Annotated in this window: 19 protein-coding genes and 2 pseudogenes; 14 read left to right on the top strand and 7 right to left on the bottom strand. The window is 37.8% G+C overall.

Features of this window, described 5'->3' with window-relative positions; translation table 11 throughout:
• From lptE to CDG59_RS00560, 3 genes are all read right to left on the bottom strand, one after another.
• The gene (lptE, locus tag CDG59_RS00570) at positions 1-510 is read right to left on the bottom strand and encodes an LPS assembly lipoprotein LptE (protein WP_005218406.1); all 510 of its coding nucleotides are present in this window, start codon (positions 508-510) and stop codon (positions 1-3) included.
• 89 nt (positions 511-599) lie between these two features.
• Entirely contained in the window at positions 600-3,224 is a 2,625-nt protein-coding gene (leuS, locus tag CDG59_RS00565; protein WP_087542911.1) for a leucine--tRNA ligase, read from the bottom strand.
• Positions 3,225-3,568: 344 nt separating this feature from the next.
• Positions 3,569-3,913, bottom strand: a complete 345-nt coding sequence (locus tag CDG59_RS00560) for a DUF4124 domain-containing protein (protein ID WP_087542909.1) — start codon at positions 3,911-3,913, stop codon at positions 3,569-3,571.
• A 508-nt stretch (positions 3,914-4,421) separates the two neighbouring features.
• On the opposite strand from CDG59_RS00560, the gene CDG59_RS00555 reads away from it, so the two are divergent.
• From CDG59_RS00555 to CDG59_RS00540, 4 genes are all read left to right on the top strand, one after another.
• A complete protein-coding gene (locus CDG59_RS00555) occupies positions 4,422-6,149 on the top strand; it encodes an acetolactate synthase 3 large subunit (RefSeq protein ID WP_087542907.1) in 1,728 nt (575 codons plus the stop codon).
• Positions 6,146-6,637, top strand: coding sequence for an acetolactate synthase small subunit (ilvN, locus tag CDG59_RS00550; RefSeq protein ID WP_005162601.1), 492 nt, complete (start codon positions 6,146-6,148; stop codon positions 6,635-6,637). Before CDG59_RS00555 ends, ilvN begins: the two co-directional genes overlap by 4 nt.
• A gap of 104 nt (positions 6,638-6,741) precedes the next feature.
• The gene (gene ilvC, locus CDG59_RS00545) at positions 6,742-7,758 is read left to right on the top strand and encodes a ketol-acid reductoisomerase (RefSeq protein ID WP_087542905.1); all 1,017 of its coding nucleotides are present in this window, start codon (positions 6,742-6,744) and stop codon (positions 7,756-7,758) included.
• A gap of 581 nt (positions 7,759-8,339) precedes the next feature.
• On the top strand, positions 8,340-10,400 hold the full coding sequence (locus CDG59_RS00540; RefSeq protein ID WP_087542903.1) for a putative bifunctional diguanylate cyclase/phosphodiesterase: 2,061 nt from the start codon (positions 8,340-8,342) through the stop codon (positions 10,398-10,400).
• Between the two features lie 109 nt (positions 10,401-10,509).
• Here CDG59_RS00540 and CDG59_RS00535 read toward each other — a convergent pair whose 3' ends face one another.
• Complete coding sequence (locus tag CDG59_RS00535; protein ID WP_087542902.1) at positions 10,510-11,658, bottom strand: alpha/beta fold hydrolase; 1,149 nt, start codon at positions 11,656-11,658, stop codon at positions 10,510-10,512.
• 261 nt (positions 11,659-11,919) lie between these two features.
• On the opposite strand from CDG59_RS00535, the gene arsC reads away from it, so the two are divergent.
• The 5 genes from arsC to arsH are packed head-to-tail and all read left to right on the top strand — an operon-like array spanning position 11,920 to position 14,940.
• On the top strand, positions 11,920-12,354 hold the full coding sequence (gene arsC, locus CDG59_RS00530) for an arsenate reductase (glutaredoxin) (RefSeq protein WP_034602872.1): 435 nt from the start codon (positions 11,920-11,922) through the stop codon (positions 12,352-12,354).
• Between the two features lie 27 nt (positions 12,355-12,381).
• Positions 12,382-12,702 carry a metalloregulator ArsR/SmtB family transcription factor gene (locus tag CDG59_RS00525; RefSeq protein ID WP_087542900.1) on the top strand — a complete coding sequence of 107 codons (321 nt, stop codon included), beginning with the start codon at positions 12,382-12,384 and terminating at the stop codon, positions 12,700-12,702.
• Positions 12,703-12,708: 6 nt separating this feature from the next.
• On the top strand, positions 12,709-13,182 hold the full coding sequence (locus CDG59_RS00520) for an arsenate reductase ArsC (protein ID WP_087542899.1): 474 nt from the start codon (positions 12,709-12,711) through the stop codon (positions 13,180-13,182).
• Positions 13,183-13,189: 7 nt separating this feature from the next.
• Complete coding sequence (gene arsB, locus CDG59_RS00515; protein ID WP_087542897.1) at positions 13,190-14,230, top strand: ACR3 family arsenite efflux transporter; 1,041 nt, start codon at positions 13,190-13,192, stop codon at positions 14,228-14,230.
• A 5-nt stretch (positions 14,231-14,235) separates the two neighbouring features.
• On the top strand, positions 14,236-14,940 hold the full coding sequence (gene arsH / locus CDG59_RS00510) for an arsenical resistance protein ArsH (protein ID WP_087543110.1): 705 nt from the start codon (positions 14,236-14,238) through the stop codon (positions 14,938-14,940).
• A gap of 95 nt (positions 14,941-15,035) precedes the next feature.
• Here arsH and CDG59_RS00505 read toward each other — a convergent pair whose 3' ends face one another.
• Together CDG59_RS00505 and CDG59_RS00500 are read right to left on the bottom strand one after the other, a co-directional pair.
• Positions 15,036-17,375 carry a TonB-dependent receptor gene (locus CDG59_RS00505; protein ID WP_087543108.1) on the bottom strand — a complete coding sequence of 780 codons (2,340 nt, stop codon included), beginning with the start codon at positions 17,373-17,375 and terminating at the stop codon, positions 15,036-15,038.
• 130 nt (positions 17,376-17,505) lie between these two features.
• Positions 17,506-17,850, bottom strand: a pseudogene (locus tag CDG59_RS00500) (transposase); the annotation flags it as partial.
• A 193-nt stretch (positions 17,851-18,043) separates the two neighbouring features.
• On the opposite strand from CDG59_RS00500, the pseudogene CDG59_RS15725 reads away from it, so the two are divergent.
• A pseudogene (locus tag CDG59_RS15725) lies at positions 18,044-18,115 on the top strand (hypothetical protein); the annotation flags it as partial.
• 220 nt (positions 18,116-18,335) lie between these two features.
• On the top strand, positions 18,336-19,535 hold the full coding sequence (locus CDG59_RS00495; RefSeq protein ID WP_087542896.1) for a tyrosine-type recombinase/integrase: 1,200 nt from the start codon (positions 18,336-18,338) through the stop codon (positions 19,533-19,535).
• Here the strand turns inward: CDG59_RS00495 and CDG59_RS00490 are convergent.
• Positions 19,528-19,749 (bottom strand): hypothetical protein, encoded by a 222-nt coding sequence (locus CDG59_RS00490; RefSeq protein ID WP_018677625.1) that lies wholly within the window; start codon positions 19,747-19,749, stop codon positions 19,528-19,530. The two genes, CDG59_RS00495 and CDG59_RS00490, sit on opposite strands and share 8 nt — an antisense overlap.
• Before the next feature lie 226 nt (positions 19,750-19,975).
• Here CDG59_RS00490 and CDG59_RS00485 point away from each other — a divergent pair, with 226 nt between their 5' ends.
• The 3 genes from CDG59_RS00485 (at position 19,976) to CDG59_RS00475 (ending at position 24,117) form a co-directional block, all read left to right on the top strand.
• A complete protein-coding gene (locus CDG59_RS00485; protein ID WP_018677623.1) occupies positions 19,976-20,941 on the top strand; it encodes a hypothetical protein in 966 nt (321 codons plus the stop codon).
• A 465-nt stretch (positions 20,942-21,406) separates the two neighbouring features.
• Entirely contained in the window at positions 21,407-22,915 is a 1,509-nt protein-coding gene (locus CDG59_RS00480; protein WP_087542894.1) for a hypothetical protein, read from the top strand.
• A 305-nt stretch (positions 22,916-23,220) separates the two neighbouring features.
• A complete protein-coding gene (locus CDG59_RS00475; RefSeq protein ID WP_087542893.1) occupies positions 23,221-24,117 on the top strand; it encodes an inovirus-type Gp2 protein in 897 nt (298 codons plus the stop codon).
• Positions 24,118-24,150: the final 33 nt, after the last annotated feature.

Here is a 24,150-nt window from a genome sequence, read left to right as displayed (position 1 = left end):
TTATGGTTGAGCTTTGGGTAAACGATTCGCTGCAATTTGACGCGTAATTTGCTGGGCAATATCATCAATAATGATACGGTTCAGATACGCTTCTTGTTGGTTATCTGTATTTACAGTTGCCACATCATATTGGTACGTGCGAGATGCAGTGAGTGTACGTGGTTCTGTGATTTTATTGCCTTGACGATCTTCAATTTGGAAAGTCACGGTTAAACGCAATAGTACTTCAGTCAATTTACCATTCAATAACTGGCGACGAGGGGTATAATCTAAGATACGAAGTACATAGGCATCATTGGCATTACTGAGTTGTACGCCCGTAGCACTGAGATAGATGCTGAGACGATTCTCGAGTTCATCGGTATTGTCAGGTAAAACCAAAGTTAGTTTGTTATAAACCAACGGTGTTGCCGTTGGATAGCTTCCCTTTAAATGAAAGCCACAGCCAACTAAGCCTGCACTTAGACCTAAAGTTAAAACGATAGCAGCTAAACGTTGTGCTAAGTGCATATTTATTCCTCTAATCAAATCTATTCTAATTCCTCTTTGGTAGAGGATTAAAAACCTCTCTTATATTTAAGAGAGGTTAGAAAGAATTATTAAACAACTAAATTAACAAGTTTATTTGGCACTACAATTTCTTTCTTGGTTGGACCAGTTAAGAATTGTTGAACTTCTGGCAGTGCTTTTGCCAAAGACAGTAACTCGTCTTTTGAGATATCGACTGCGACGTCTAACTTACCACGAAGTTTACCATTCACTTGTACAACAATCGTTTGCGTATTACGGGTTAACGCTGACTCATCCACTTGTGGAAACAGTGTTGTATTAATATCAATACTAAACTGTGCTAAAAGTGTTTGACTTAAATGTGGTGCAAATGGGGCAAGTAAAGTCAATAAAGTTGTAATTGCTTCACGTGCAACGGCTACATCATTGTCATCTTTTGCTTCAAACTTGTTGGTCGCATTCAATAACTCCATTAATGCAGCAATAGAAGTATTGAACGCATGACGACGTTCGATGTCATCACCCACTTTTTGGATGGTTTCGTGGGTTTTACGACGTAAGTCTTGTGCATCTGTAGAAAGATTTGCGCTATCGATTGCCGTTGCCTGATTGCCTTTTTCCAAGAAACCAGCAGCCAAACGCCATACACGTTTCAAGAAGCGGTTAGCCCCTTCAACACCTGCATCTGACCATTCTAAAGATTGATCAGGTGGTGCAGCGAACATCATAAAGACACGTGCGGTATCTGCGCCGTATTGGTCGATAATCGCTTGTGGATCAATACCGTTGTTTTTCGACTTAGACATTTTTTCTTGTCCGCCAATCACAACTTCCTGACCATCACCTGAATATTTCGCTGAAAGGATACGACCTTTTTCGTCACGCTCTAATTCGATGTCAGCAGGGTTGAACCAAGTTTTCTTGCCATTCTCTGCTTCACGGTAGAAGGTGTCTGCCAACACCATGCCTTGAGTGAGCAAGTTAGTAAATGGTTCGTTACCTTGTACCACACCTTCATCACGCATCAATTTATGGAAGAAACGGGCATAAAGTAAGTGCAGAATTGCGTGCTCTACACCACCGATATATTGATTCACCGGTAGCCAGCTTTGTGCTGCTTCAGGTTTTACCATACCGCCAGTAAAGTCTGGAGATGCATAACGTGCATAATACCAAGAGGATTCTACAAAGGTGTCCAAGGTATCTGTTTCACGATGCGCATCGCCGCCACAGCTTGGGCATTTGGTTTCATAGAATTCAGGCATCTTGTTCAATGGGTTACCCGAACCATCTGGAACCACATCGGTCGGTAATACCACTGGCAATTGATCTTCTGGAACGGTGACTTGACCACAGTTGTTACAGTTGATCATTGGAATTGGACAACCCCAGTAACGCTGACGAGAAACACCCCAGTCACGCAAACGGAATTGAACCTTAGAATTTGCCAAAGCTTGTGGTTCTAATTTTGCAAGGAAGGCATCAAAAGCGGCTTGGAATGCTAAACCATCAAACTCGCCAGAATTCACCAATTTGCCATCTTTAGAACCGTACCATTCTTGCCATTCAGCAACTGAGTATTCAGCATCATCAGTGCCTTTAGCATCGATCACTTGTTTGATTGGTAAATTAAACTTGTTGGCAAATTCAAAATCACGTTCGTCGTGTGCTGGCACAGCCATCACAGCACCCGAACCGTATGACATTAATACGTAGTTTGCGATCCAGACAGGAAGCTCATCACCAGTTACAGGATGTTTTACGAATAAACCTGTTGCCATGCCTTTCTTTTCGGCAGTGGCTAAATCAGCTTCAGCCACTGATCCCATGCGACATTCTTCGATAAATGCAGCCAATTCAGGATTGTTTTCTGCTGCTTTAAGCGCAAGAGGGTGCTCTGCTGCAACAGCAACATAAGTCACACCCATTAAGGTATCCGCACGCGTTGTATAAACGGTTAGGCCATCTGCATAGACTTCAGTATTTGCAGAAGGGAAGGTGATTTCCATTCCTGTCGAACGGCCGATCCAGTTACGTTGCATGGTCAAGACCTGTTGTGGCCAACCATCTTTTAATGTGTCTAAATCGTCTAATAATTCTTGTGCATAGTCAGTGATGCGGAAGTAGTACATTGGAATATCACGTTTTTCAACCAATGCACCTGAACGCCAGCCACGGCCATTTTCAACTTGCTCGTTGGCCAACACTGTCTGGTCTACAGGATCCCAGTTCACTGTTGAAAGCTTACGATAGATCAAGCCTTTCTTATAAAGTTGTACGAATAACCATTGTTCCCAGTGATAGTATTCTGGTGTACAGGTGGCAAATTCACGATCCCAGTCTACAGACAAACCCAATTTTTTTAATTGGTCACGCATATATGCGATATTTTCAAATGTCCATTTTGCTGGTGCAACTTGATGAGCGATAGCTGCATTTTCAGCAGGTAAACCAAACGCATCCCAACCCATTGGTTGTAATACTGTTTCACCTTTTAAACGATAAAAACGGCTGATCACGTCACCAATGGTGTAGTTACGCACATGCCCCATATGCAGCTTGCCACTTGGGTAAGGGAACATCGACAGGATATAGCGATGTTTGCCCTCTACAGTGTCTGCAACTTTAAAAACTTTGCGATTGTCCCAGTCTTGTTGAACTTGAGGCTCAATGGCACTTGCTTGATATTCGGAGTCAATGTGAGAAGTCGTCATAGGGATATGCGATACAACAAAAATTAAAGTTAAGATTACCGCACAGCATAGCGCAAAATAGGGGGGGATGTCAGTTTTTAGCTGAGGATTTTATCTTCTAAATGATGCGAGTGGAAACCAGTTGGTGTATTTTAAAAAAGTGAGTATCTTTGAATTTGTTAAAGGCTCTCTTTTTTTAGATGACGAGGCTTTCAATACAGCCGTCATAATAATGTGTAAATATTGAAACAGTATTGATATATTGTTTTGTTTTTTAATAATATTTTTATTTTATCCAAGCAAGGTGACAAATAAATCATAGCCACCTTAAGATTTTAAACAACAATAAAGTCTATGATTAGATTTTATATACCACGAGGTGTAATGGGTGCAGCAGAAACAGCAGGCGCTTGAGGTATTTCATCTATTGGCGGTCGAGTCATATTTTGATTGGGTTGATTTTCAGATGGTTGATTTTCGTTTTGAGGTTGCTGTGCTTTCGGCGGGTTTGTATTTTGAGTGCTAGTCCCATAAGTGGAAATTCTATCTAATCGTTTTGCTCCTTTTGGTGGAGGAGTCGTGGTGTAATGGGTTGAACCATTAGCATCCATCCATTTGTAGTACTGCTGAGCATAATTTTGGCTAGAACAAAGAAGCAGAGTCGTAGTTGCGACAGCGTATAGGCTTGTTTTAAAATATGATGGTTTCATAATTTGATCTCCCCCCAAAAGAATTTTGTCTATATTCGATCAAAATGTTTGAATTAGCTCATCACAATGCCTATTTTTGTATAAAAAGAAAATAGTTTTTTGATAAATGGGCATTTGGATCGATAAATCACCTTGAACTGAGAGATTAAAAAAACAACAGCTAAAAATTATTCTAAAAAAACCTTTTCTTTATTCTTGACTTTGTGTATGAAAGCAACAAAAATGCTTGCTTAGTTTTATATGCGCTTATTTGATCACCCTTCGAATAAATGTCATGGTTTGCAATGGACATTCTTTCTAGCCGAGAGAATGATTTTTTGAAATATGTTTATCCCAACATGTTTTGATTCGAGATGTAATAACAGCTTATACGGCTGATGAGTCAGAAAATTTTTCCTATTGCAGCAAAAACGAGTAGAATACGCACACTTAGAAAAGTGCATAAGTTAATGAATGAAAATACAATTTATGTCTCCCATAAATTGTACTAACACTAGGGTGAATCACGTTGGAACTTTTATCTGGTGGTGAAATGCTCGTTCGTGCGCTTGCGGACGAAGGCGTAGAGCATGTTTTTGGTTATCCAGGCGGCGCAGTTTTACATATTTATGATGCGCTTTTTCAACAAGACAAAATTAATCATTACCTTGTACGTCATGAGCAAGCTGCTGGTCATATGGCAGATGCATACTCGCGCGTAACTGGTAAAACAGGTGTTGTTCTTGTTACTTCTGGTCCAGGTGCAACAAATACTGTTACTCCTATTGCAACGGCTTATATGGACTCAATCCCAATGGTGATTTTGTCAGGGCAAGTTGCAAGTCACCTAATTGGTGAAGATGCATTCCAAGAAACAGATATGGTTGGTATTTCTCGTCCAATCGTAAAGCACAGTTTCCAAGTGCGTCACGCCAGCGAAATTCCTGCCATTATTAAGAAAGCATTTTATATTGCCTCTTCTGGTCGTCCAGGCCCAGTGGTTGTTGATATTCCTAAGGATGCCACCAATCCAGCAGAAAAATTTGCCTACGAATATCCTGAAAAAGTGAAGATGCGTTCATATCAACCGCCTTCACGTGGACATTCAGGTCAAATTCGTAAAGCCATTGATGAACTGATCACTGCTAAACGCCCAATGATTTATACAGGTGGTGGTGTTGTTCAGGGCAATGCTTCGGCATTGTTGACTGAACTTGCACATCTATTGGGTTATCCAGTGACCAATACGTTGATGGGCTTAGGTGCTTTCCCAGGTAATGATCCACAATTTGTGGGTATGTTAGGGATGCATGGTACTTATGAAGCCAATATGGCAATGCATAATGCCGATGTGATTTTGGCGATTGGGGCACGTTTTGATGACCGTGTGACCAACAATCCAGCCAAGTTCTGTCAAAATGCCAAAGTCATTCATATTGATATTGACCCAGCGACCATTTCAAAAACCATCATGGCGCATATTCCAATTGTGGGTGCGGTTGAACCTGTCCTTCAGGAAATGTTGGTACAGTTGAAACAGATGAATGTGTCCAAGCCAAATCCGGAAGCAATTGCTGAATGGTGGTCTCAGATTAATGAGTGGCGTAAAGTTCATGGCTTACGCTATGAAGCGGCTCAAAATGGTGAAATGAAACCACAACAAGTGGTGGAAGCGCTTGATCGTGTGACCAATGGTGAAGCGATCATTACGTCTGACGTAGGTCAGCACCAGATGTTTGGTGCCTTGTACTACAAATACAAGCGCCCGCGTCAATGGATCAATTCAGGTGGTTTGGGAACAATGGGCGTTGGCCTGCCGTATGCGATGGCAGCCAAGCTGGCATTCCCAGATCAACAAGTCGTGTGTATTACAGGTGAAGCATCAATTCAGATGTGTATCCAAGAATTATCAACATGTAAGCAATATGGCTTAAATGTGAAAATTCTTTGCTTGAATAACCAAGCTTTAGGCATGGTGAAGCAGTGGCAAGACATGAACTATGAAGGGCGCCATTCAAGCTCTTATGTAGATTCTTTACCTGATTTTGCAAAATTGATGGAAGCTTATGGTCACGTAGGTATTCAAATCAATCATGCAGATGAATTGGATTCTAAACTGGCTGAAGCAATGGCAATTAATGATAAATGTGTATTCATTAATGTCATGGTTGATCGTACAGAGCATGTTTATCCAATGTTGATTGCAGGTCAGTCGATGAAAGATATGTGGTTAGGTAAAGGGGAGCGCACGGCATGAGACACATTATCTCTGTACTTGTAGAAAATGAAGCAGGCGCGCTTTCTCGTTTGGTCGGTTTATTCTCCCAACGTGGTTACAACATTGAGACTTTAAACGTTGCGCCAACTGAAGATGAAACTTTATCTCGTTTGACGCTGACAACTTATGGTGATGATCACAAAATCGAGCAGATCACAAAACAACTGAATAAATTAGTTGAAGTGGTTAAGGTGGTTGATTTATCAGAAGGTGCGCATATTGAGCGAGAGCTTATGTTGATTAAAGTGAAAGCTTTAGGTGCCGCTCGTGCGGAAATTAAGCGTACAGCTGATATTTTCCGTGCCCAAATCGTTGATGTAACACCAACCACTTATACGATTCAGATCGCAGGTACAACTGAAAAGATTGATGGTTTTATTGATGCACTTGCTGAAAATACCATTCTAGAAGTTGTACGTTCTGGTGTGTCTGGTATCGCACGTGGTGAAAAAGTTTTAAGTATTTAATCGCTTCCCCAATTCTTCATATAGAAATGCAAGAATTGGGAAGTTTCAAAGAATCTATCCTTGTATGACAAGGGAAATGACAAAAATTTTAGCGGAGAAAACAGATGCAAATTTTTTACGATAAAGACTGTGACTTATCAATCATCCAAGGCAAAAAAGTTGCAATCATTGGTTATGGTTCACAAGGTCATGCTCATGCACTTAACTTGAAAGATTCTGGCGTTGACGTAACTGTTGGTTTACGTGCTGGTTCAGCATCTTGGAAAAAAGCTGAAAATTCAGGTCTTAAAGTATCTGAAGTTCCAGCAGCTGTTGCTCAAGCTGACTTAGTGATGATTTTGACCCCAGATGAGTTCCAATCTCAGCTTTATCGTGATGTGATTGAGCCAAACATCAAGCAAGGTGCTACTTTAGCATTTGCTCATGGTTTCTCTATTCTTTATAACCAAGTTGTTCCACGTAAAGATTTAGACGTAATCATGGTTGCGCCTAAAGCACCAGGTCACACTGTACGTTCTGAATACCAACGTGGTTCAGGTGTTCCAGATCTAATCGCTGTACACCAAGATGCTTCTGGTAATGCACGTAACGTTGCGCTTTCTTACGCTTCAGGTGTAGGCGGTGGTCGTACTGGTATCATCGAAACTTCATTCCGTGAAGAAACTGAAACTGACCTTTTCGGTGAACAAGCAGTTCTTTGTGGTGGTGCTGTTGAACTTGTTAAAATGGGCTTCGAGACTCTTGTTGAAGCTGGTTATGCTCCAGAAATGGCGTACTTCGAATGTCTACACGAGCTTAAATTGATCGTTGACTTAATGTTCGAAGGCGGTATCGCGGACATGAACTACTCTGTATCTAACAACGCTGAATACGGCGAATATGTAACTGGTACTGAAGTAATCAATGAACAATCTCGTGAAGCAATGCGTAATGCATTGAAACGTATCCAATCTGGTGAATATGCGAAAATGTTCATTCAAGAAGGTGCATTAAACTACCCATCTATGACTGCTCGTCGTCGTCAAAATGCTGCGCATGGTATCGAAGTAACGGGTAACAAGTTACGTGCGATGATGCCTTGGATTCAAGCGAACAAAATCGTAGACAAAGAGAAGAACTAAGTTTTAGTTTAATCTTTAAAAGCCCTTGTTTATACAAGGGCTTTTTTATTGCATCACTTAAAGTGCTGTACCTTGTGATGATAGCCTAATCTTGCCGTTTAGGTTGTTAAGTTAATTCTCACGGCTCGTATGGAAGTAAGCAGAATTTTTAAGATGTTACTGAGAGTATAAAAAATAAATTACCTGATAAGGAGTGTAGTCACTTATTTGCTTTCAATATAAAAAACTTCATATTCTTAGTCTTTTTTAATAACAGAATTATAGCAAACAGCATGATAAAAAGGCATACTATATACATGTTTAGAGTATTTATGAAAGGTAGTGCATCTTTTATAATTGTTGGTTGCTTTTAAAATTGCAGTAAAAAAACAAGAATTTTCATTGGTTTGAAATGAATATGTGTTTTTATTCTATTGATTTATAAAATGAAAAAGACTTGAACTTATACTAGATGATGTTATTGTTAAGGAAAGTTTATGAATACACCATTTGTATCTTTTTTGAGTGTTAATGATCGTTCTGATTTTGAGCAATTCGCTCAATAAATAAAAAAAAGTACTGAATAATCATGGAAGTCCTTTATGGTTAACGTTGATTACGATAGCACATGGGTCATCGCTTCCATTTTGGTTGCAGTAGCGACTTGTTATGCTGCAGTTTCAATGGAAGAACTCGTTTTTAAAGCTGCTTATAAAAAGTTGGAGAAAAGCATTTTAGTAACGAGTGGGTTGACTTTAGGCTTGGCAATATGGGCAATGCATTTTATTGGAATGCTCGCGAGCCGTTTGCCTGAAGGCTATCATTTTGATATTAGTTTGACTGTGCTTTCATATTTGATAGGCGCAACTGCCTCGGTATTTGCTGTTTGGCTAACGACTAGACCTACTTTACCTATGCCACGTCTGATCTTAGGTGCATTATTCTTAGGGCTAGGAATATCTGGAATGCATTACACGGGGATGTTGGCGCTTTCAGTTGAACACCATCAATTGAGATATGATCCATTACTCGTGATTTGTTCAGTACTCATTGCTGTATGTGGTTCTGGTTTGAGCTGTTTATTCGTTTTTAAATATAAAACCGCGGTTAAATATAAAACTGCACTAAAGGCTGTCGTTGCAATATTGATGGCTTTTAGTATTGTAGGTATGCATTACACGGGTATGGCAGCCACTTATTTTGATATAGGATTTGCGGAAGCACTTGGCTCAGTACATACAGAGCAAGCCGTTTTATTGTTTAGCATTATTTTTATTACCAGTTTGGTATTTGTTGCTGGTTTTGCCGTCGCAGTTTTAGAAGCCCGACTAGAGGAGCGTAATCAACAATTAGTTAGAATAAATAAAGAATTAGCAACTCAGTCACTACATGATTCATTAACAAAGTTGCCGAATCGATTATATTTGACAGATTATGCGGAAGTAATCTTCAGCCATCATCGCTTACGAGAAGAAAAAGCAGCATTTTTATATGTAGATTTAGATCGCTTTAAATCGGTAAATGATGCTTTTGGACACCATATTGGTGATCAACTTTTAATTCAAATGGCCAATCGGTTACATGAAAAATTAAGTTCAAGCCATAAGCTATTTCGTATTGGTGGTGACGAGTTTGTATTGATCTCTGAAAATACTGATGTTAATCAAGCGATGTTGCTGGCAGAAGAAGTTCTGCATTTTATTCAAGAGGCATATCTAATCGCAACAAAAGAAATTAATATTTCTGCAAGTTTGGGAATTGCGATGTATCCTGAGCACGGTACGAATGTTCAGGATTTATTAATTAATGCAGATGTAGCAATGTTGGCATCTAAAGAGCAGGGTAGAAATACGTTTACTGTTTTCCACTCTACAACGGATCAGCAAGATGTTCGTAGCCAATCCAAATTAATTAATGATTTGTATAAAGCTGTAGATGAGCAGCAATTTGTTTTATTTTATCAGCCTAAATTTACTGCGAATTATCAAGTTTGTGGTATTGAAGCGCTCATTCGTTGGAAGCATCCAAGCTTAGGTTTGTTGACTCCTCAAATGTTTATTGAGGGAGCAGAAAAAACAGGTTTGATTATTCCGATGGGATATTGGGCATTGGAGCAAGCTTGTCAGCAGATTCAAAAATGGGAACGAAGTAATAGTCCTTTTTATCCAATTGCCGTCAACTTATCTGCATTACAATTTGAAAATAAAAAACTTTTTAACGTATTAGAACAGCTCTTAGAACAATATCAAATTCAGCCCCATAATCTTATTTTAGAAATCACTGAATCAACAGCAATGCATCATATTGATTCAAGTATTCGCACTTTAGAACGCTTGCGTAAGTTGGGTATTCGGATTGCGATTGATGATTTTGGAACTGGCTATTCAAGCTTTTTATATTTAAAAGATCTGCCTGTTGATGAACTTAAAATTGATCGCGGTTTTCTCATAGATTTACAACCAAACTCGAAAGAAGAGGCAATTCTAGAAAGTATCATTCACCTTGCCGCTAGGTTAGGCTTAATCGTCACAGCTGAAGGTGTAGAAACACAGCAACAAGCTGATATTTTAACTAATTTAGGATGTAATCAATTACAAGGTTATTTATTGGGTATGCCTGTAAATGTTGAAAATTTAGTGTTGAATCATCACAACTTTGCTTAGTTTATTTGGACCTAACGATTTCTATATCATCTATTCACGAAAAAGGCTGCTCATATCTTTTCAAGTAAAAGAGATTCACAGCCTTGACTATTTTAGCAATTGTAAGCACTTAATTTGAGCGCTGTTGCAACCATGCGCTTACGACAGGCCAAACTGCTTGTGGTGCTTGGCTACCTGAAACCAAACCCATATGACCACCAGAGACAATTTCAAAGGTTTTATCTTGGCTACTGATCAAATCCATTAATGGTCGTACAGCTTCTGTAGTCACAATAATGTCAGTATCCCCACCAATCGCAAGTACTGAACATTCAATATCTTTAAAATCAGCCGTTTGATCTCCGAATTTAACGAGACCTGTCGAAAGTTCGTTATCAATCCAGAAGCGTAAAATAATATCGCGCATTACACCCCCAGGATAGGCGAGCATATTGTCAACAAACGAACTTGATGTTGCGTGATTAATGACAAACTGCCGATCGTTCAAATTTTTTAGTAATTGCCAATAATTTTTAAAATTACCCACGGGATCTGTGAGCTTAAATCCGAGCGTATTTTGCCAACCATGAATATGGAAATAGCGGCTCGGAATTTGACGGATTCGGAAATTAGTATTGGTCCGTACCCATTGTGCTGGTGTGTTTAACTTTTGATAGAGCTTACCAATATAACCTGATTGATGAGTGTTGATTGGTGATGCCAAAATCATTAGATTCTTAATATTTTTATCTTTAAATAATGAGGTATAGCAAAGCGAGATCGCTCCACCGAGACTCCAACCATACAGTGATAGTTGTTGTTGTCCGCTATGTTCACGAATTTTGTTGATAAAGTCGGGCATAAAGATTTTGATATATGTACCGAAATTATATTTAGCTTGTTTAAGGCTTGGTGTGCCCCAGTCAATCATATATACATCAAAACCTTGGCTTTGAAAGTAACGAATGAGACTACGATCAGGAAACAAATCGAACACTAAGGTGTTCGCTGCTAATGGGGGAATAATAACCAGTGGCACACGGTGTTTATTTTCACCCGATTCTACGTCTGACTTGTAAAACCGTAAGCTAATAATTTCACGTTCATAAACGACTTCAAAAGGTGTCTTTCCTGACAATGCCAGTTGATGTCCCCTCAAGAAACGATCTGCCGCATTTGAAAATACTTGTGCAGCTTGCTTACCCGCACGCGTTTTTAAGATTGATTGGGCTGTTTTAGCGTTAACAAAGGTATTTTTAAATTTAGGCAATTGAGTCATCGTGCAAGAACTCTATGGTTACAACTGTGTAGCCGCATATTAGAAGAAAAAGTCCCTAAGCTCAGTGACTCATGTGCTTAACTTATTTTTGAAAATGATCAATTTCGAATATTGCATGGTCGTAAATTGCTCAAAAATACTTATTTAGGCAGTTGGGGCGTATACGTAAGTGGGCTTATCAAACTTAATATATGGTATTGCGCATATATGAATATTCATATATAAAGTCACTATCATTAATTCAAAATGTTTTTACTCATTATGTCTACTCAACAACAAATTACGATTTATCACAACCCTGCATGTGGGACATCTCGAAATACACTCGGATTAATTCGCAATACGGGTATTGAACCTATCGTGATTGAATATTTACTGAACCCTCCTTCAAAATCTGAACTTATTCAATTGATTAGTGATGCTGGTTTGTCTGTAAGGGCTGCGATCCGTACGAATGTTGATCCTTATCGTGAACTTGATTTGGATCGTGAGACTTGGACAGATCATCAATTAATCGAATTTATGCTTGAACATCCTATTTTAATTAATCGTCCTTTTGTTGTGACGAGTCAGGGTACCCGTTTATGCAGACCATCGGAGTTGGTGCTGGATATTTTACCAGTTGCACAACAAGGTGCTTTTTCCAAAGAGGATGGTGAACAGGTGATTGATGAAAATGGTCAGCGTGTTAATTAAATAATAATTTAGTATTTGAGGTTGGAAATGGATCGAGTGAATTTCTTTAAGTGTTTGTCTGATGAAACACGTCTCAGTATTGTCACTTTAGTGGCGGAAAATAAAGAACTATGTGTTTGTGATTTGACTGAAAAATTAAACTTGAGCCAACCAAAAATTTCGAGACATTTAGCGTTATTACGTTCATCAGGTTTATTGCAAGACAGACGACAAAGCCAGTGGGTGTATTACAGCATTCATCCAGAGTTGCCTGTTTGGTGTCATGAATTACTCAATCTCTTGGCACGTGAACAAACTTCCGCAAGTAACCAATCTCAGTCTCTCCAAATTAAAAGTTATTGTGAGTAATACCGCATGAAATTTATTTTCCTATGTACTGGAAATAGTTGTCGCAGCATTTTGTCCGAAGTACTTTTTAACAGTCGTGCACCTGAAAATTGGAAAGCATATAGCGCAGGCAGTAAGCCTTCTGGACAGGTTCATCCACTGACGATTGAAACGCTTGAAAACTTAGGCCTCTCAACTGATGGTTTGTGGAGTAAAACCATTGATGACTGTGAACAATATCAGGCAGATGTGGTGATTACAGTTTGTGACTCTGCGGCTCAGGAAGCTTGCCCACTGTATTTAGGCGGTGCAATTAAAGCACATTGGGGCTTGACTGATCCTTCACATTTAGATTTGCCTAAATCAGAAAAATTACAAGCATTCCAAGTGACTGTAGATCATATCAACCGCCGTTTAGATGCTCTATTTGCATTAGATAGCGCAAATATGTCTCGTCCTGAATTGATTGCTGCAATCAATCACATCTCAGATATTCAATGAGAACATCATGGCTCAGCAAAGATTGTCATTTCTAGATCGTAACTTAACCCTATGGATTTTTATTGCCATGGGGTTGGGAATTGCGATCGGTGTTTTCTTACCTCAGGCTTCTGTCGCTTTAGACAAAATGAGTGTGGATTCCGTCAATATCCCAATTGCGATTGGTCTGATTTTGATGATGTACCCACCTTTGGCAAAAGTCGACTATGCCGCTTTGCCACAGGTATTTAAAGATAAAAAAACCTTAACTTTATCTTTGGTTCAGAACTGGTTGATTGCTCCAGTATTAATGTTTGTACTCGCAATTGTGTTTTTACATAATTATCCTGAATATATGACTGGACTGATTTTGATCGGTTTAGCACGTTGCATTGCAATGGTTTTAGTTTGGAATGGTTTAGCCTGTGGTGATAACCAATATGTAGCAGCACTTGTTGCATTTAATAGTATCTTCCAAATTTTATTCTTCAGTACTTATGCGTGGTTATTCCTAACTTTCTTACCACCGTATTTTGGCATTGCAGGACAAGTCATTAATGTCGACTTCTGGACCATTACGCATGCGGTATTGGTATATCTTGGGATTCCATTTTTTCTAGGTTTTATGACACGATTGATCCTTGTCCGAGCTAAAGGCTTAGATTGGTATCAAACTGTTTTTTTACCAAAAATTAGTCCTTTGAGTCTGCTTGCTTTACTTTTCACAATTGTCGCGATGTTTAGTTTGAAAGGTAGTGATGTTGTGAGCTTACCTTTCGATGTGATTCGTATAGCGATTCCATTAACCATTTACTTTGTTGTGATGTTCTTCATGAGCTTTTTTATGAGCAAGTGGATGGGCAATAACTATCCGAAAACCACTGCAATTTCCTTTACTGCTGCTGGGAATAACTTTGAATTGGCATTAGCGGTCGCTATTGCAACCTTTGGTTTAGCTTCGCCTGTGGCATTTACCACAGTGATTGGTCCATTGGTTGAAGTGCCTGTGCTGATTGCTTTGGTCAGTGTGTCTTTATGGCTCAGAAAAAAGTATTTTAAATCGGTGTAATTGTGATGACTCTTCCAAATATAGATATGAATTTACTTGATCAACCCACTTTAGAAAAAGTGCAGGCGCAAGCCTTGGATCATCCACCACGTATTTTATTGTTGTACGGTTCGAATCGTGAACGTTCCTATAGTCGTTTAGCCGTGATGGAAGCAGGGCGTATCTTGGAGCAGTTTGGTGCTGAAGTAAAAATCTTTCATCCTAAAGGTTTGCCCTTACCTGAAGATGCGGATATGGAACACCCAAAAGTCAAAGAGCTACATGAATTGTTGGCGTGGTCAGAGGGCATGGTGTGGTGTTCGCCTGAACGTCATGGTTCGATGAGTTCCATCTTTAAATCGCAAATTGATTGGATTCCACTGGCAGGTGGTGCAATTCGTGCAACCCAAGGTAAGACTTTGGCATTGATGCAAGTCAGTGGTGGCTCTCAGTCTTTTAATAGTGTCAATCAAATGCGTATTTTAGGACGTTGGATGCGCATGATTACCATCCCAAATCAGTCTTCAATTCCAAAAGCATTTTTAGAGTTCGAAGAAGATGGTCGTATGAAAGCATCGTCTTACTATGATCGTATCGTAGATGTGATGGAAGAATTATATAAATTCACACTGTTGACGCGAGGGCAGAGCAAGTATTTAACAGACCGTTATTCTGAACGGAAAGAGTCCGCTGAAGAACTGTCAAAGCGCGTCAATCAACGTAATCTATAGTGTTTATCGCTTTTCCTTAAGACAATAAAAAAAACAGCCTCGTGACGAGGCTGTTTTTTATTAAAATCCATCGTTTAACAATGGACTTTCAGGTTTTAGTATTTGAAGTTCACAGACAATACTGCACTGCGACCTTCCGCTTCAGTTGCATAGTGTGATGAATATGCTTTAGTGAAATAACGTTTATCAGATAAGTTGTTTACATTAAGCTGTAAATCAACATTTTTATTTACGTTATAACGCGCCATTGCATCATAGCGAACATAACCTGGAACCCACTTGGTATTCGTGGCATTACCATAGACTTTATCCATTGCGACAGCACCAGCACCCAATGTTAAATCTGGTAAGACTTGGTATGTCGTCCAAAGCGTAGCGCTATTTTTTGCAACGTTTTGTACTTGGTTACCATTACTTGGATTTGCTTGGTAAACAGGGGCTGCAGTACTACCTACATTGGTGTAACCACCATCTACAAGTTCGCTGTCTAAATAGGTGTAACCCGCAGAAACAGCCCATTTTTCAGTAATGTTGCCGTTTACGCCAAGCTCAATACCATCAACGCGTGTTTCGCCGATATTTTGAGTGGTGCCATCTTCAGCTGTAGCACGAGTATTGGTTTTTTCAGTACGGAAAATTGCTGCTGTGAGGTTTAATTTATCATTAAGAACATCCCACTTTGTTCCTAATTCATATGTTTTAACTTCTTCAGGTTTTAGGTTTTGAATTGCAGAAGTAATCCCTTCAGAACCATCACCACCATCGACACCTACTGGGTTTGCTGAAGTGGCATAGCTGACATAGATTGAACCATTTTCCACTGGTTTAAAGGTTAAACCAGCTTGGTAGTTAAAGAAATCTTTGTTGTTCTCAACCGTAACTTGATCACCAGCTTTAGCTGTGATTTTTGTATCATTTAGACCTGTCACGGCATTATTGCGAGCACCATAAGTCATGGTTTGTTTGGTTTCAAATTTATCCCAACGTACACCCAAGTCCAAAAGCCATTGTGGGCTTAGCTCGATATTATCTAGAAAATAAACAGATTGGTTTTTGCTACGAATATTGTAACGATCAGCGCCATCAGTACTTATACGACCTGTCCACGGAACATTACTTGGATTCTGCACTAACGTGCACCAACCAGAAGCAATTGCAGTAGCGTTACACGTATTATTTGCGCTTCCTGTTGAATCTAAGCCGTTTAAAATATATTGAGTACGATCAGTTTTTTGATCGCTATGCTCAACACCTGTATTAAAACGGTGTTTAAATGCACCTGTATCAAACTTACTTGTTAGAGCAAGTTGATCTGTAAAGCCGTCCGTATCTGCAACACGAGAGTTCGTACGTCTCCAAACTGAGCCATCTAAAGCACCCGTAGTCTTGTTATAGAAATTACCCTTAGAATCATCTGGATTAGTCCACAGATAATCATTCTTAGATTTTGTGTAAACAGCTGTATTACTCAGCGTTAGGTTGTCGGTTAAATCATGCTCTAATTTGAATGTGCCAAACTGATTTTCTTGTTTTTGGAAATCACGATCTTTCCAACCATAGTAACTGCCTTGTTGAACATCAATCGGTTTGCCATTGCCATTCAAATGAGTAAAATCTTTTTTAGGATCAGCATTTGAAGAAAATGGATTGTTATATGGAATACCAGAATCTGGAATATCATCGGTTTTAAGGTAGTAATAACTCAAGGTGCCGCGAGTTGCTGTATCTAAACCAAAGGTAATACTTGGTGCAATACCTGCACGTTTATATTCAGCACCATCATGTTGTCCCGCTTTTTCGTTTTGATGACCCATGACCACCACACGAGCTGCGACACCATTATTAAAATCTTTGTTTCCGTCTAAAGTGATACGTGCATAATTATCTGTACCCCCTGAGATCGAGCCTTCTAAAGCATCGCCTTTTTTAGCAACTTTAGAAATCATGTTAATGCTACCGCCAGAAGTACCTGCACCACCTAAAGCAGAGGCAGAACCCATTGTAACTTCAACTTGTTCAACTGCAAACATCTCACGGTTTTGTGATGTTGAGTTACGAATGCCATCTACATACATTGAGCTTTCTGAGTTATAGCCACGAATGAAAGGGCGGTCGCCGTTTGGATTACCACCTTCACCAGCACTTAAAGTAATACCAGGAATCGTACGTAAAGCATCAGAAAGACTTGTAACTTGAGTATCTGCAATAAGCTGCTTTGAAATAACAGAAACAGATTTTGGTGTATCTAAAAGAGGAACGACAAATTTGCTATTTGAGGATTGGTCTACTTTAAGACCTTGTTCTTGTTCTGCTTGGGTATGAATTGTTGGGAGTTGTACTGGCTGATCTTGAGCGATGGCTGGTACTGCAATCACGAAGAGTGAAGATGCGATTGCGGAAGATACTAATTTCTTACGTGATTTGATAAAAGACATAATCATTCACACAGATATGAGAAAAATTTTGAGAATAATCATAATTTCAATTTATAACTGAACTATTTGTCGGATAGGGGCTTTGTTGCACAAACATTCAAAGACTAAACTTGTCCCAAGTTATCCAAATTTAAGTGACTACTTGGGTGCGAGGTCGCTCCAACTCCGTAAATTTATTTAATACTGCCACACGTGCATGAATCTCATTGACTTGTTTATGAAAACGCCTTGCACTAAGCCTATCACCCAATAATTTGATGCAGTGCATCTTGGTTTTTACCAAACTTCGGCGATGATAGTTTGACCATTTTTTCCATAGTGTCCTGCCTAAACGTGTAACTGTTCGAAGTCATTCGTTTCGCTCTAGCGAGCTAGTCTTTGTATCTTTCCATGGTTTCGTATTTTTTCTAGGTGGAATCACCGCATGTGCTTGCCGATCTGCAATGACCTGACCGCATTGCTTGGTCTCATAAGCCTGTTTATAGCTCAATTTCAATTCGGTTGTTAACAAATAAAGCTCTGTGTGGATAACTTGGTACTTATCAACAATCAATAAACAAGTTCACTAAATCCGCTACAATTGCGCCAATTTTGAATTCTCACTTTTTCAGTTAAGGTACATATTAAGCAATGTGTACATAACTGTGTACATATTGAAGATTTTTCTCATGAGTTTTAAAGATGAATTAGCGGCACAAGTTGCCCAACGACGCACATTTGCGATCATTTCCCACCCAAATATTTGATACCCTTTTAAGCCCATTCAACCTATTTCAAATATAATAATAAAATCAATGTAAGTGCTGTAAAAATATAAAAATATTGTTATTATTTATCTGTTGTGTCTTTCAACCCCGTTCAATAGATTTCAAGTCTAGTCAGTATGTTTGTGTACATATGTGTGTACATATTTTCTAGAATTTTCTATTTGAAAAAAAATATGTACACAGGTGGAGTAAAATGCCTTTAACAGATACGTGGCTTAAGAAGAATCTAGATCGTGAACGTTCAGCTATACATACAGAGCCTGATCAAGATGGATTGAGCGTTCGTGTATCGCAAAAAGGAAAGCTCACTTTTCAGATGCGTTTTCGATATAACGATAAGCAAGCTCGTTTAGACTTGGGAACCTATCCAAATATGAGCCTTAAAGAAGCTCGTATTGAATTGCAGAAAATGAAAGCAATTTTAGAAAAGGGACATGACCCACGTATTCATAAAAAAGTAGAGCTTCACAAGATCACAGAGGCTATAACTTTTGAAGCGTTATTTCGTGAGTGGCATGCGAAATATACTATTCCTAATAAAAAGAATGCAGATCAATATTTGAGATCATTTGAACTTTATGTTTTCCCAAAGTTAGGTAGCATACCTGCTGAGCAAATAACATTACATATGTGGTTAGATTTACTAGAAGAGCAATTTAAACAGTCACCATCGATAACTGATCGCATTCTTACGAATACAAAGCAGTGTTTGGATTGGGGGATCAATCGAAAATTAATTGAGCAAAACCCCATAAGACATATCACTGGAAAACGTGACTTGAATATTAAGAAAAATAAAACTGTTCGAGTATTACAAGATGATGAGTTATCTTTAATTTTTAAAATTTGTGATGAGTCTAGAACATCATTAAGGAATGTTTTATTTCTCAAGTTATGTTTGTTTTATGGTAATCGATATAGTGAGTTGAGGCTTGCACGGAAATCAGATTTTGATTTTAGTAAAAATACATGGACAGTACCGTATGAAAATCATAAGACAGGAGAAAGTAAAGGGGACATTGTTCGACCTATTATTGATGAGATCAAACCGTGGCTTCAGTCGGCAATTGATTTGAGTAATTCTGAATACATTTTCCCACATGAAAATGGCAAAGAGCCAATGGGGCGTAGTGGGCCAACAGATACCCCTTATAACTTCATGCAATTTGCAAGGAAGAATTATAAAATTGAAATGGATCATTGGTCTATGCATGATTTACGGCGTACAGCTAGGACAAATTTCAGTGCATTTACGAGTAGGGATGTTGCGGAATTGATGGTTGGTCATGTAATGCCTGGGGAACAGGGGACATATGACTATTATGATTATCAAAAAGAGATGTCGAAAGCTTATAAAAAATGGTGGAAAAAGTTAAGCAATCTGTCTAGCTAGACAGATTGCTCATTTTGTTGTTATTGAAATATTTGAGTAGCCATTCATTAAACATTTCTTCATCCCAAAGACTTGAAGATCCAGCACATTTCTTAATAGGTTGCGGCATGGGTTGTTCGAACATTTTTTGATTAGGTTGTTGGTAACGCCATAATGTAGATGCAGAGCAATCTTTTAATATATGTCTTATCTCCTTTGATGTTAAATAGCTCATTGATTCACCTCATTAATAAAATTACCTACGACAAGTTTTGAATCTTCATGTAATAGATTTACTAAATTAAATTTAACTGCAATTTTAAGCTTTGCCATAAGCCCCTCTATTTTAAAAATTGATTAGATGTTGTCAGCTTAGGTATAACTTGAATGTAAATGAATACTTCTATTGAAGTTAATAAAAAAGTTGCTAGAATTTATTTATCTAATTGAAATTTATAAATATGAAAAAGATAAGTACAGAAGACTTACATATCCTGAATAATGAGCTATACCTATTAGCAATAGAGAATTTACATTTGATTGAATGGAAAGAATACATTCAACAAGCAGAGGCGACTTTAACTAATGGAGCAAAAGAGCAAATTTTAAAAAAGTTAGTGAGTCTTGGTGATAAAAGCTTTAATGATTCTTATCGGGAAAATAGTTTGTGGGATTTAAGTAACTTTAATGAGTCGGTAACAGCAAGTCGAGTTGTTGAGCAAATTGGTTTGGTTGATCAGTTGATAGGAAATTCTAATGAGCTAGCCAATTACATCGTCCAAAAAGAATATAAGAGGATTCTTGAGGGATTGATTGAAATGATAACAACTAAATCAGGCCAAACAGTACAATATGCGTTGATTAGGCAATCTGTATTAAGAAAAAAAATAGAAGGTTATGTAAAGATTAAAGCTCGATATGAAAATAAACTTTATGATAAACATAAGATTTTTTTTAATATTCTTAAGGAGCGTGCTGAAAAACAGGGTAAGTGGAAAAACCCGAATAGAGCTGTGAATGATGTATATGACGAAGTTATTGCAAAGTTTGAAGAAATGGATCGGAACTTTATAGCAGAAAGATTAATAGAGCTTGAAAATAAAAAGAAAATTCTTATTGAGAAAATAGAGGTGCAAAAGCACATTGTAGAGAATGGTAAACCTCAAAAGAGTAAAAGAGTGCAAGATCCAGAAGATGATCTTGATCGTTTCTATGCAAAGAGAAGACAAAAGAAATTAGCCAAAGAACTAAATTCCATCAATGCAAACATCTCAAAATATGCTCAGGCTTTAAAAGGAAAATACCCATTTATAAGCTTGGGACGAGAAATTTTATTTAATAGTGATATCGAGCTATCGCTAATTAATTGTCTACGAAATGAAAGGGAACTTGTAAAGCAGATCATTCTCCCAAAATCAGAGATTTAAAGAGCGTGTAAAAAATCTGATGTTAGTGAAAGTAAGTTCTAGAGTAAGCATTCAGTGAGCCCCCACTCTAGCTAAAGATTTAATGCATAAATAGGAATCCACTTATTTGTTAGTGGATTCCTATTTATGCATTTTCAGAAAGTTATAGACGACATTCCTAAATTTATTACATAGCAAAATATATTCAGATTTTTGTATTTTTTCTGCTTGGTTATCGATGGTTAGAAGAAGTTCTGACGGTAAATTCTGAGCTAAGTTTGATGATCGCTGTAAAAGCTAAATTGGCTCTCAACCTAAGTGGATATGCCATCCCAAAGCTATATTTTAACTCAAACCTAAAATGGAATTTATGTTCAAATAACTAGGAATTTGAATAAAAAACTATGGGAATTAATGATTTACCAAGTTGGAATTAACATGATAAATTAAGTTGCTACAAGTCATTTATTATAAGGAATAAGGACAGTGGGTGAGGGACAAATAACATTTAGCAGAGCCGATGAAATTTTGAATCTTAATGATGATCTAACAAATATAGATAATCAAGCAAGCGAAGGTCTTGCTGATTCAATTATCAATAAGCTATTTGATGATGAAAGATTTAAAGCACTACTTACGGAAATCAAAGCTTCGAAAACTGAAAATAATCTCGGACTGAGCAATAGCGGAAAGAGAGAGAAGTGTAGGGAACGACCATATAAACCCTTAAGAGATTTGATTGTTGAGAATAACAAAAAATTAAAGTCCAGTATCAATATGCATCAGCCATTAAGAGAATACTTAGAAATCATTGAAACCCTATATAAAGAATTAGAGGTTGAATATGATGATTTCCCTTCGACTCGGTTAAGCCGTCGACCGCGTTTTAAGAATATTGCAGATTTGTATAAGAAATATGATCCTCATGAAACTTTAATGAGGCTAGAAGTTTTTATGTTGGCTTTGTTGTTCAAGCCAGTTCCTGTTTTTATGAATGCTTCAAGTCAATCTAAGCAGCAGGCCCAAGAAACATTAAAACAATGCGAGAATCGAATAACTCAATTAGGCCGAGAGCTACTCTTTGTATTAGATAATGTTGATGATATCAAGCAATTTACTGGAAATTATTTCAGTCGGAACATCCAAATCCTTGCCGAATTTTTCAAATTTGAAGTTGAACAAAAAAGAGGTAAAAATGCACTATATGATCTGAATTATGATCTGACTGAAGATGCTTTATGTAATTTAAATAGACTTCTATGTAGGCTTAAAGCATTTGCTGAAAGTGGTAATCTTCGAACAGATAAGAATCTTTTTAGACTTAGAGATGGTGACACGGAATCCAGAATTATTAAACCAAGTCATATTGAGGTAACAAAAAAGTGGGCACAAAACTCGGAGAGATTAAAAAAAGCTGTTCAGTATTTCCATGGATACAAGAAAAAAGACATAGCTCTCTATCGATTTAGATTAGAAATTGCCTATAAGAATTGTAAAGATAGGGTTCCCTATGAGCAATTTCAGAAATTCTTTACTTCTCTTAATAAGAAAGCAGCAAAGCCAGAAGGTTTTTCAGGATATCTGAACTATTTATATTTCTGGAGAGAGAACTTTGTTACAGGGCAATTAGTACAAGACATCATTATTGTCTTTAATGCAAATAGCTTGATGGAAACTAAAATTCAAGAGAGTGATGCGGAGGTACGTTTTAGAGATATCCCGACCGAGTTTCTTGCTTATACTTGTGATTTGCTTAAAGCCTCTTCAGAAAGTTTTAACGGTATGGAGGTCAAGCTGAACTTCGAATCTGTGCCTATCTTGCAAAATCCAGAATGGAAGATGCCAGCAGAGCTCATCATTGAAGCAGGGGATAAAGAAAAATGGTCATTCTTTGAAAAGCGTGTTCTACCATATTTCATTTTTCTGGAAACATTTGATGTTGTTTATACCGATGATATTAAGTCAAGGTTTGGTCGTGGGCAAAAAGAGATTTAAATGGTTGAGTCTAGCTTTACTTAACTTTAGCTTGTCATTTCACTACATAGCATTACAGAAATTTGTATAGTTTTCCATTTTGCTATAGAAGAAGGGTTTTCTCCTTAGAGGAGAGGTTTGTAGACCGAATTCAAGGTATGAGTGACTAGGATATATATTTAATATCATTCAATACCCATACCTAAACAATCTTGATCATCTACTTTGATCAAAGATCAATACGAATAAATCAAAACAGATCTATTCTAATTTATAAAAATACCAAACAGACACTCCTATGGAACAAAGACCTTGGAGTGTCTCGAATGAATCAATCTCAAGCTTTACTTAGAATCGAAAACTTAATGCATGTTGTATCGAACAAAATGTATGATTGGAAATCCTTTAAAACAGAACATCAGCAAATTCTTGGATTAGCTAGCTCCGTGTATGACGGTAATTATGAATACAGTCCATTGGTCCAGACCTACTTTGACCTTATGCCTCAGAATATATATCTTGATAATTACGCTGTCTTTGATAAAGAGCAGGCATTTAAATCCTTTCAGAATCAATTACGGGAAGAGCATAAAAACTTTATTAGTAAACTTCATGTTAAGAACCAACGTAACCGACAAGTGCTATTTAAATATTTTGAAGGTTTGTTAGGGCAACATAGAAAATTATTATTAGTTCGGGTTGATTTGTCTTATCAATATGAGCGTAATGCAACGATTAGTCAATTTGATAAAGATATTAAGAAGTTAATAAATCGCATTCAAAACAAGGATACGATTTTTAGAGATCAGGTAGGTTATGCCTATCGTTTAGAGCAAGGGGGGAAAAGTAAAGGTTTCCATTGCCATTTGTTAGTGATCTATAATGGCTCTATACGGTGTCGAGATAGTTACTTAGGGCAGAATATCGGAGAGCTTTGGCACAAGCAAATTACCAAAGGTGATGGTTTATTTTTTAACTGTAATCAGCAAGATCATAAGCAGCGATATTGCGAGTTGAAGAAATTAGGTCTAGGGTTGATTGAACGTAAAGATCCATTTGCAGTCAGTAATGCTTTTGAGGTAATAGGTTATCTGGCTTTGCCTGAAAAGGATGACCAATACTTACGTGCTAGATTGAAAGGTATGAGAGAATTTAGTAAAGGGCAATTCCCCCAAAGCTTTGAAAAGTCTCAATCCCAAAAAATCATAGATATATATCATTAACATGAAGATTGAATGTTTTCTTTGTCTCTTACA

The sequence above is a fragment of the Acinetobacter sp. WCHA29 genome, assembly GCF_002165335.1.
Taxonomy (GTDB): Bacteria; Pseudomonadota; Gammaproteobacteria; order Pseudomonadales; family Moraxellaceae; genus Acinetobacter.
This window is presented reverse-complemented; position numbering and strand designations above follow the sequence as displayed.